General features: G+C 65.4%; 8 protein-coding genes. 7 read left to right on the top strand and 1 reads right to left on the bottom strand.

Features of this window, described 5'->3' with window-relative positions:
* Nucleotides 1–49: 49 nt before the first annotated feature.
* Nucleotides 50–901 carry a sulfotransferase gene (locus M3498_14515; protein ID MDQ3460492.1) on the bottom strand — a complete coding sequence of 284 codons (852 nt, stop codon included), beginning with the start codon at nt 899–901 and terminating at the stop codon, nt 50–52.
* Nucleotides 902–1215: 314 nt separating this feature from the next.
* Between M3498_14515 and M3498_14520 the strand changes: the two genes are divergently transcribed.
* The 7 genes from M3498_14520 to M3498_14550 form a co-directional block, all read left to right on the top strand.
* On the top strand, nt 1216–2448 hold the full coding sequence (locus tag M3498_14520) for a cysteine desulfurase (GenBank protein ID MDQ3460493.1): 1233 nt from the start codon (nt 1216–1218) through the stop codon (nt 2446–2448).
* 31 nt (nt 2449–2479) lie between these two features.
* The gene (locus M3498_14525) at nt 2480–2905 is read left to right on the top strand and encodes an SUF system NifU family Fe-S cluster assembly protein (protein MDQ3460494.1); all 426 of its coding nucleotides are present in this window, start codon (nt 2480–2482) and stop codon (nt 2903–2905) included.
* A 182-nt stretch (nt 2906–3087) separates the two neighbouring features.
* On the top strand, nt 3088–5253 hold the full coding sequence (locus M3498_14530; GenBank protein MDQ3460495.1) for an Ig-like domain-containing protein: 2166 nt from the start codon (nt 3088–3090) through the stop codon (nt 5251–5253).
* Between the two features lie 313 nt (nt 5254–5566).
* Nucleotides 5567–6709 carry a hypothetical protein gene (locus M3498_14535; protein MDQ3460496.1) on the top strand — a complete coding sequence of 381 codons (1143 nt, stop codon included), beginning with the start codon at nt 5567–5569 and terminating at the stop codon, nt 6707–6709.
* A gap of 69 nt (nt 6710–6778) precedes the next feature.
* Nucleotides 6779–7000: a hypothetical protein gene (locus M3498_14540; protein ID MDQ3460497.1), complete on the top strand. Its 222-nt coding sequence runs from the start codon at nt 6779–6781 to the stop codon at nt 6998–7000.
* Between the two features lie 299 nt (nt 7001–7299).
* Nucleotides 7300–8565: a fibronectin type III domain-containing protein gene (locus M3498_14545; GenBank protein ID MDQ3460498.1), complete on the top strand. Its 1266-nt coding sequence runs from the start codon at nt 7300–7302 to the stop codon at nt 8563–8565.
* A gap of 381 nt (nt 8566–8946) precedes the next feature.
* Nucleotides 8947–9961, top strand: a 1015-nt coding sequence (locus M3498_14550; GenBank protein MDQ3460499.1) for a hypothetical protein, incomplete at its 3' end; no start/stop codon positions are given.

Raw genomic sequence — 9961 nt, forward strand, 5'->3', positions numbered from 1 at the left:
CGACCAGTCTAACCCCGAAGCTTTACCCGCAGCGTTCGAGCTTGGCCGCTCAGGCAACCTGCAGGGTCGACTCCTGGCTGTGGTCGTCGAGCATGGCGGCGTACTTCGTGTCGGCAAGGACGCTCACGACCTCGTCGTAGTTGTCGATCATGTCGGCCAGCCTGTCGGTGCTGGTCCTGACCAGATCGGTGGCCACCTCGACCCTCGCCGCGCCGAGGTAGTCGAAGATTCTGTCGGCCGTTCGCTGATGATCCTCCGCCCTGAGCAGGTCCTCCTCGTAAACCAGGCTCAAATGGGGTAGGTCGACCAACGCTTGCCTGGAATCCTTCATCTCTCGTTCCCGGTTTTCCGTGTACCACCGCAGGAGATCACAGTCGACGTGGATCTTTTCCAGCCTGAGGGGGCCCTGTGAAGCCCGGTGGTGAAAGAGGCCCCTCTTTCCGGGCTCGAGCGCCTGTTTGTGTTTGGCGAAGAGCAGAGACATGGACTGACGCAAGATGTTGTTCCGCTCCAGGTAGATGATGTGCCAGCCCTGATCATGCAGCCTTAGCACGAGTTGCCGGGGGCTGGCGAGCCTCTGCTTGGTGGTGATTTGCCACGAGGTCATCTTGAAGCCGTAGATGGGCTTTTTGGCCTTTCTGCTCCGGGCCTCGGCGTAGAGATGGGGAGCCAGCACTCTGCGCATAAGAAATTCGCCGTCGCAGTGGATGTCGGGACTCCGGCGAAGCAGGTGATTCAGCAGGGTTGAACCGGATCTGGGGTGCATCAGGACGACGAACTTCTTTTCGGGTGTCTTTCCAAAAGGAAGAAGGTAGCGATAGTAGGACAGGTTTTCGGCGGCCTTTGTCAGGTCGTTGGTCAGGTCGTTTTTCATGATCGTTCTCACTATGGATCTGCTCATCTGAAGCGTCCTCCTTGATTGCTGTTGGCTTGGCTACGCGTTGGCTTAGCTACCTGTCGACTGCTGCTTGGCGCTGCTGCTTTGGTGACTGTGTCACGGACCCGTTGCGTTTCATCTTAGGGAGGGCCGTTGCTTCTCGGGGTGCAACCGTCACACCGGCCTGGTCGGCCCTCTTTGAGTGGCGCTGCCAAAGAGCCCCTACTTTGTTGGCGGCTCTCTGGTCGCCGGCTCCGTCAGGTCTTTTTCGGCAGGTCTTTTTCGGAATCGTTATGAATTGGCTGACCTCGGCGCCGGGCCGGTGCTAGAGTGGGGCCATGACCTTCGAGCCCGCTCATATTCGCAAGGACTTTCCGATCCTGACGCGGAGCGTCCACGGCAAGCCGCTCGTCTACTTAGACAGCGCGGCCTCCTCGCAGCGCCCGCAGAGGGTCTTAGACGCGATGACCGACTACTACCAGCGGCACCACGCCAACGTCCACCGCGGCGCCCACACCCTCTCGGTGGAGGCGACCGAGCTCTACGAGGCGGCGCGCAAGAGGGTGGCCGGGTTTATCAATGCGCCGTCGGAGGCGTCGCTGGTCTTTACCCGCAACGCTACCGAGGCCTTGAACCTGATCGCCAACGCCTGGGGCGGCAAGAACCTGGCGCCCGGCGACGAGATCGTCCTCTCCGAGGCCGAGCACCACGCCAACCTGGTGCCCTGGCACCTCATCGCCGAGCGCACCGGCGCGCTCATCAAGGCGATCCCCCTGCGCGAGGACCACCGCCTCGACATTGATGAGCTGGGGGCCCTGCTGAGCAAACGGACCAAGCTCGTCTCCATCGGCCACGTCTCCAATGTCTTGGGCGTCATCAACCCCATCCGCGAGATCGCCGCGGCCGCGCACGGCGCCGGCGCGGTCATGGTGGTAGACGGCTGTCAGGCGGCGCCGCACATGCCGGTCGACGTGCAGGCACTGGACGCGGACTTCTACTGCTTTTCGGGTCACAAGATGTGCGGCCCGACCGGCGCGGGCGCGCTCTGGGCCAAGGAGGAGGTCCTCCGCGCCATGCCGCCCTTTATGGGTGGCGGCGAGATGATCCGCAGGGTCTACCTGGACAAGAGCACCTACGCCGACATCCCCATGCGCTTCGAGGCGGGCACGCCCAACATCGCCGAGGCCATCGGCCTGGGCGCGGCGGTCGATTACCTGAGCGAGATCGGCATGGAGGCGGTGTTCGCGCACGACCGGGAGCTGTTGCTCTACGCCCTCGAGCGTCTCAAGGCGCTCGACGACGTCGAACTCTATGGCCCCGAGGGCGACGACCGCGGCGGCATCGTCGCCTTCAACCTGCGCGGCATTCACCCCCACGACGTGGCGACGGCCTTGGACGGCGAGGGCGTCGCGGTGCGGGCCGGCCACCACTGCGCGCAGCCGCTCATGCGCGCGCTCGGCGTCCAGTCCACCGTTCGGGCCAGCTTTTACCTCTACACCACCCGTGAGGAGATCGACGCCTTTGTCGAGGCGCTCGTCAAGACGCGCGACTTTTTCGCCGAATTCGCCTGACATCAGGCCCAGGGAGGCTGCACCCTTGTCCATGCTGGAAGCGCTCTACAAGGAGATGATCTTGGAGCACTACAAGCGCCCGCGCAACCGCGGCGTGCTCGACAACGCCACCGTCCGCCAGGAGGGGCTCAACCCGTCTTGCGGCGACGAACTCGAGCTCCATCTCCTTATCGATGAAGGAACCGTTAAAGACGTCAAGTTCACCGGCGTGGGCTGCGCCATCAGCCAGTCGAGTGCCTCGCTGATGACCGAGGCGATCAAGGGCAGGCGCGTCGAGGAGGCGCTCTCGCTCAGCCGCAAGTTCAAGGACATGATCCGCGGCGAGCCGCCGCACGACGACCTGGGCGACCTGAAGCTCCTGCAGGGCGTCGCCAAGCTGCACGCCCGGGTCAAGTGCGCCACGCTCGCCTGGGTGGCGCTCGAGGAGGCGGTCGGCAAGTCCGGCGGCGCCGGGTGAGGACGAGCAGGGTTGCCCGTTCGGGCACCATAGCTTCGGGCACCATAGCTTCGGGCATAGGGGCTTCGAGCAGCGTGGCTTCGAGCGTTACGGTCTGGTGCGCTACCTCTCAATGCCGCGCCCGGTGATGTACTATCCTTGCCATTTGGACTGCCGGCATGGTTGTCTGCGTGTATAGGAGGTTGATAGTTATCAAGGCAAAACATCTTCTCGTCCTGATCTTCTCGCTTTTGGTGGTTGGCGCTTGCGACCTGCCCCCCACGCCGTCCTTCTCGGCGCCCTCCGGCTTGCTGGCGAGTCCGGAAGACGCTCGGGTCATGCTCGAGTGGAACGCCCCCAACGTCGCCGATGTGGCGGGGTACAACGTCTACCGGAGCACCGAGCGCGCGGTTGCCGCGACCGTGGACAACCGCTTGAACGCTGCCCTGCTCCCCGGCAGCCCGACGGTGTACATCGACGAGACCGCGACCAACGGCACGACCTACTACTACGTGGTCAGGGCGGTCAGCCGTAGCGGCGCCGAATCGGCGAACTCCAACGCGGCCAGCGCGGCGCCTCGAGCGGGCGCCTTGTCACGGCCTTCGGTGACCGGAGTAAGGCCCCCTGACGGTGCGACGAACGTGCCCTTGAACCGAGGCATCGGCGCCGATCCCGACCTGCCCAACAGCGGCATCGACATCGAGACGATGTCCCAAGCGACCGTGAGGCTGGTTCGCGTCAGCGACGGCGCGCAGGTGCCTGCCAACCCCGGCACCTCCGGCGGCTTCGACACCATCACCCTGCAGCCGCGAAGCCAACTCGAGCCCAACACCCTGTACCGCTTCGAGGTGACCAGCGGCCTCAGGGACCAGAGCGGTCAGGCCTTTGTCCCCTTCAGCAGCACCTTTACCACCGGGGCCGGCAACGGCGGTCCGACCGGGCCGGTCGACTTCGAGCAGGTGGCCCTGCCCGGCACCGTCGATACCCACTACACCCAGCTCGCCGTCGGCCCCGACGGCAGGCTTTACGGCGCCACCCTCTTCGGGCAGATTCACCGCTTCGACATTAGTGGTGACGGCACGCTCGGCGCCCGTCAGGTGATCGAGACCATCACCGCCGAGGAGGGCGCGGCCCGCCTCTTGATCGGCCTCACCTTCGATCCCGCCGCGACCGCCGACAACCTGGTGGTGTGGACCAGCCACACCGAGTTTCCCGGCTTCGACGACCGCGGTAGGCCCTTAAACGGCGCCGACTGGACGGGCAAGATCACCAGGCTGAGCGGTCCCAACCTCGAGACCGCCCAGGACTTCGTGGTGGGCCTGCCGCGCTCGACCAAGGACCACGTGACCAACTCGATCGCCTTTGGCCCCGACGGCGCCATGTACGTCTCCCAAGGCGCCAACACCGCCATGGGGGCGCCGGACCGGACCTGGGGCTACCGGCCCGAGCGGCTGTTGAGCGCGGCCGTCTTGCGCATCGACACCAATATGATCGACACCATGATCGGCTCAGGGCCGCTCAACGTCCAAACCGAAGAGGGCGGCAGCTACGACCCCTTCGCGCCGAACGCGCCGCTGACCATCTACGCCAGCGGCATTCGCAACGCCTACGATCTGCTCTGGCACTCCAACGGCCAGCTCTACGTGCCCACCAACGGCTCGGGGCCGGGCGGCAACATCCCGCGCAGCCCGGCCAGCGTGAGCGAGCTGCCTGAGGCCTGCACCCAGCGTCTCGACGGGAGCCTCTACACGGGTCCCTTCATCGGCGATTCGTCGCTCAACCTCGGCGGCGGCGTCCAGTACGACGCCCGCGGTGACGGCTACTCCATACCGACCACCCAGAACGATTTTCTCTTCAGGGTGGAGCAAAGCGGCTACTACGGCCATCCCAACCCCAGGCGCTGCGAGTACGCCTTTTTCGGCGGCAATGTCGCCACCAATGTCGCCACTGCCCCCGACCAGATAAGGGAGTACAGGAGCGGCGTCCAGCCCGACCCCAACTACCGCGGCTTCGCCTTCGACTTCGGTCTCAACCCCTCGACCAACGGCGTCATCGAATACCAGAGCGATATCTTCGACGGCGCCTTGCAGGGCAAGCTCCTGGTGGTCCGCTTCGCGCTCGGCAACGACCTCGTGGTGATGACGCCGGGGGCGAACGGCGCCATCGTGGAGACGCAGGAGGGTCTGCCGGGCCTTTCCGGTTTCCTGGACCCGCTGGCGCTCACCGAGAACCCCGCCAACGGCCACCTCTACGTCTCCGAGTTCAACCGCCAGGTGTCGGGCTTGTCCGTAGAAGGCGAGGCTTCTTTCCTCGAGCTCGCCCAAGCCGGTTCCAGCCCGAGGATCACGCTCTTGCGGCCCAGGAACTGAACCTCGTCTGCCCTGACGGCGAAAGCTCCCGCGAACGTTCGCGGGAGCTTTGCTTGTGACCCTTGCACGCCTGCTGGGGCGAACCTGAGTTAGCCTGCGGTTGGGCCGGACACGGTGCCGCGTCCCGTGAAAGCGCCCGTGAAAGTGCCCCGTGAAAGTGCCCTTCATGGAACCACGGTAGCTTAAGCGTGGCTTAAGCGCGACCCGGTACCGTGAAGCCCTCACGCCCTGGCTGGTTCGCCGATTAGGAGATGTCATGATGCCACGCGCCGCTGACCACAAGCAACGCTCTCGCAAGGAGGGAAGGCTCTAGGTGGTCACCTTGCTTCAGCTCCTGGGGCCGCCCCGGGTCAGCGCCCAGGGGCGCTGGTGCGACGTCCCGCTCACCAAGCCGTCCCTGCTGCTCTTTTACCTCGCCTACTGCGGCGACTGGGTGAGCAGGGAGGAGCTGGCCTTTTTCTTTCGCCCGGACGCCGACGAGGCGACGGGGCGCCACTACGTGCGCAAGCTGTTGAGCGGGGCCAAGGGGCTCCCTTGGGTTCAGGGCCTCGAGGTCGAGCCCAAGCGCTTGCGCTGGCGGGTAGACACCGATGTGGCGCGGCTTCGCGCCGCCCTGGACGAGGGCTGCTGGGAGAGGGCGGTCAAGCTCTACCGCGGCCCGCTCCTGAGCGGGGTGAGCGCCGCCGGTACACCGGGCTTCGAGGCCTGGCTCGAGCTCGAGCGCGAGGACTTGGAGGCGAGCCGGCAGCGCGCCGGGCTTCACTACGCCGCCGACCTCGAGGCCGCCGGCGCGCATCACCAGGCCGCGGCCGTGGCCAAGAGCCTGATCAGGGACAACCCGATGGCCGAGGACGCCTTGCAGAGCTTCATGCGCAACGCCTGTCTCTGCGGACGGCGCGAGCCGGCCTTGCGGGCCTACCACGCCTTTGCCTTGGAGTTGCAGCGCGAGCTGGGCCTCGCGCCGCTCGAGGCGACCTCCGCCCTGGCCGAACGCATCCGCCGGGCGCGGGCCCTGCCGCCCGAGCCGGCCGTGCCGGAGGTGAGGGCGGGGCCGGAGGAGACGGGAGAAGACCCGGAGCTGAGCGAGCTGCTGGGCCTGCTCACCGAGCCGGACACGCGGCTGTTGACGCTGGCGGCGGCGGACGGCGGCGGCGAGCACGCGCTCATCGTCGCCAGGCGCGTTCCCGACGTGACCGTGGCGCTCGCTGCGGTCGCGGCCTTGGCGGCGCGGATGGCCGGCCAGGGTCACCTTCGGCGCTCGCTCGAGCTGGCCTTGCTCGCGCTCGGCCACCCGGCCTGCGATGAGGCGGTCAGAGCCCGGCTGGACGGGCTCTGGCCGCTGCTCGAGCCGCACTTCCCGCAGCTGTCGGCGGAGGCCAGAAGACGCTGGCGGGACGACGAGGGCCGGGACGAAGCGCTCGCCGACCTGCTCGACCTCGTCAACGAGCGCGGTTAGCCCACGCGGCTAGTCCACAAGGAGCGCAGAGAGGACGCTGGCGGGACACCCTGGGCGTATGCTGGCTCTATGGGGGATACTACCGACGGCCACGCGAACTCGAGCTTTATCGTCCGCGTGCGGCGAAACCGCAAGGGCCTGGAGATCACCCTGCAGGACGTGCGGACGCGCCGGCTGCTCAGCTTCGGCGCCTGGGAGTCGCTCTTCGCCGAGTTGCAACGCGCTAGCGGCGAGCTCGAGTTGGACATCCAGCTCGCGCAGGCCGCCCTGCCGGCGCTCAAGAAACCCTGAACCCGAACGTCATCACCCTTTGGCAGTCACCCTTTGGCAGTCACACTGCAAAAGCCTTCATCATAGCCGTATACACTGGGTGAAGCTGACGTCTCGAGCATGGGACGCGAGGATTTGAAGTCTGAGGATTGAAGACTCTGAGGATTGAAGACTAATAGGAGGTCGCAAGGATGATGATGCGACGAACGATATGGGCAAGTGTGCTGTCGGTTCTGCTGTTGGTGTTGGCTTGTACGCCAGAAGACCCGCCCGCCGCGCCAACGCAGGTGCGGGCGGCGGAGGTAAGTCAGACCTCGCTCATGCTAGCGTGGCAAGCCAGTCTCTCGAGCGGCGTCATGGGTTACCGCGTGTACCGCAGCCTCGAGGCGGGCACGCCGGAGCAGGTCGCGGACGAGAGCAACCGTCAGACCGTGCTCATCACCGAGACCACGCTGCCGCAGAGCGGCCTCAGCGCCGGGACCACCTACCACTACGTGGTCGTGGCGGTCGACGGCCGGGGCAACGAGGGGCGTTCGGAGGTCGCCTCCATAGCCACGCTGCCCGCCGGCGATCCCGGTGATCCAGGAGATCCCGGAGATCCAGGCGACCCTGGCGACCCTGGTGACCCTGGCGACCCTGGCGACCCTGGCGACCCTGGCGACTCAAGCTTTACAAGGCTGACGTGGAGTTCTGCCGCTTCCGCTCCGGGACGGCGTTCCGAAGCTCAAGGTAGCGTTGTGGACGGAAAACTTTACGTCTTTGGTGGTTACAGTTCCTTTACGCCTGTGACGGTACTTTCCAACGTGGACGTTTACGACCCCGCCGCCAATACCTGGACGCAGCTCGATCCCATGCCCACACCGCTCACGCATATGGGCGCCGCCGTCGACGGGCGTGACATCTATCTTGCTAGTGGTTACGTGGGTTTGGAAGGAGGCGGGCAGACCTTTGCTACCACCGAGGTGTGGAAGTTCAACGTCGACAGTCAGGTGTGGACGGAGATGCCGCCTTTGCCGGAAGCGCGAGGTTCCGGAGGGCTGGCCGTCCTGGACCGGGACATGCATTTTTTCGGCGGCTCCGACGCGAGGCGCCGCGACACCAGCGACCACTGGGTCCTGGACCTCGACAACCAGGCTGCCGGTTGGCGCAACACCGGAAGCCCTCTTGTTCCGGCCCGCAACCACCTGAGTGCGCTGACCTTGGATGGCAAGATCTACGCTATCGGGGGCCAGCAGGGACAGGATGAAAGGTCGACGACGCTAAGCCTGGTGAGCAGGTGGGACCCGCAGACGAGCGAATGGAGCGAGGTCGCCAGCCTGTCCAACCCCCTTTCGCATATCTCGGCGGCTGCCTTTGTGATGGACGGGCGGATCATCGTCGCCGGCGGCGAAATCAGGCACAACGTTCCCGTAGCCGAGGTGTGGGCCTATGATCCCAGTGAGGATGCCTGGACGGCGCTCACCGATCTGCCCGTGAAACGGCGCTCAGGGGTTGCCGAAGCCATCGGCAACGAGATCATCTTCACGACGGGAGGAGCGCCGGGGTTTAGCGACGCCACCTATCGAGGCGTTCCTGCCGCACCCTAAGGGCCTGTAAAGAAACGACTTCCCCTTTTCAGCGGAACTGCCCCTGATCCGTTAGAGGTATACACTAAGAGACTGATGAGTGATCCGGGTGGCTAAGTCAGTCAGCAAGTCGGGAGGTTGTTCTTTTACAGGCCCTAAGGTGTCAGGTTCTTCGCCACGTCCTCACCATTCGCATCGGCGGCGGAGGCAAGCCGGCAGCCATGAGCTCGTAACATGTTAGGGTTGGTTTCGCCGGCTGGGCCATCTCGCCTTACTTAGCTCAACCGTCTTCAGGCGCTGTGATTCGGACTGCAACGTGATAAGGAGAGTCTCGAGGATGAAACGAGCAACGAGAGAGGCGCTACCGCGCCGCTGGACCGGATCAAGCTTTGTGTGGTGCCTTTGAAGCTTGATCGGCTTTGGAGGGCGGCTGGGCGCACGCTCCGGTCGCGTCTTCTCCTGCCTTGGGCCGTTCTCCTGCTGCTGGCCGCCTGCACTCAGGCGGACAACCCACAGGCGCCCACTCCCGAGGAGCCTCCTCCGTCCGCTCCGTCCGGGCTCGAGGCGGCCGCTCAAGCCGGGCAGGTCGTCTTGCGCTGGCAGGGGCAGGAAGACGGCGTCGTCGGTTATCATGTCTACCGCAGCGTTGGCGAGGTCGTGCCGCTCGCGGAAGCCTTGCGGCTCACCGCTGAGGCCTACCAAGATAGCAGCTATACCGACGATCAACTGGAGGAAGCCGGCGTCTACTACTACCGGGTGACGGCGGTGAACGCGGCGGGCCAGGAGTCCGCGGCCTCCGAGGCGGTCCGGGTCCTGCTCGAGCCCGAGGAGTCTGGTGAGGACCCTGGTGACGAACCCTTTACGGCCATCGCCTGGTCGCCGGCCGGCAAGGCGCCCCTTGCTCTGACCGAAGCTCAGGGGACCGTGCTGGGCGGCGAACTCTATATCTTCGGCGGCTACACCTCCTTTGTTCCAGATTTTCACACCACCACGGCCGCCTATGCCTACGACCCGGTCGATGGGCAGTGGAGGCAGCTTGCCGACATGCCGGTGCCCTGGACGCACGCGGGAGCCGTGGTGGATGGACAGGACATCTATCTCGCGGGCGGTTACGAAAATCCCAATGACAACCGCCCCAGGGAAGAGATTTCAGACGGTGAGCGCACCGTCTACCGCTACAACGTGGACGAGGACCGCTGGTACAGCGACCTGCCCGAATTGCCGGAACCGCGCGGCTCGGGTGGTTTTGTGCGCCTCGACCGCAACCTGCACTTTTTCGGCGGCCACACCCCCGAACGCGAGGATAGGCAAGAGCACTGGGTCTTGTCCCTGGATCTTCCGGAAGCGGGTTGGCAACCTTTGGAGCCTCTGCCCAACCCGCGCAATCACCTGGGCGTCGTCGCCCTGGAGGGCATGA

This window comes from Deinococcota bacterium, assembly GCA_030858465.1.
Taxonomy (GTDB): domain Bacteria; phylum Deinococcota; class Deinococci; order Deinococcales; family Trueperaceae; genus JALZLY01.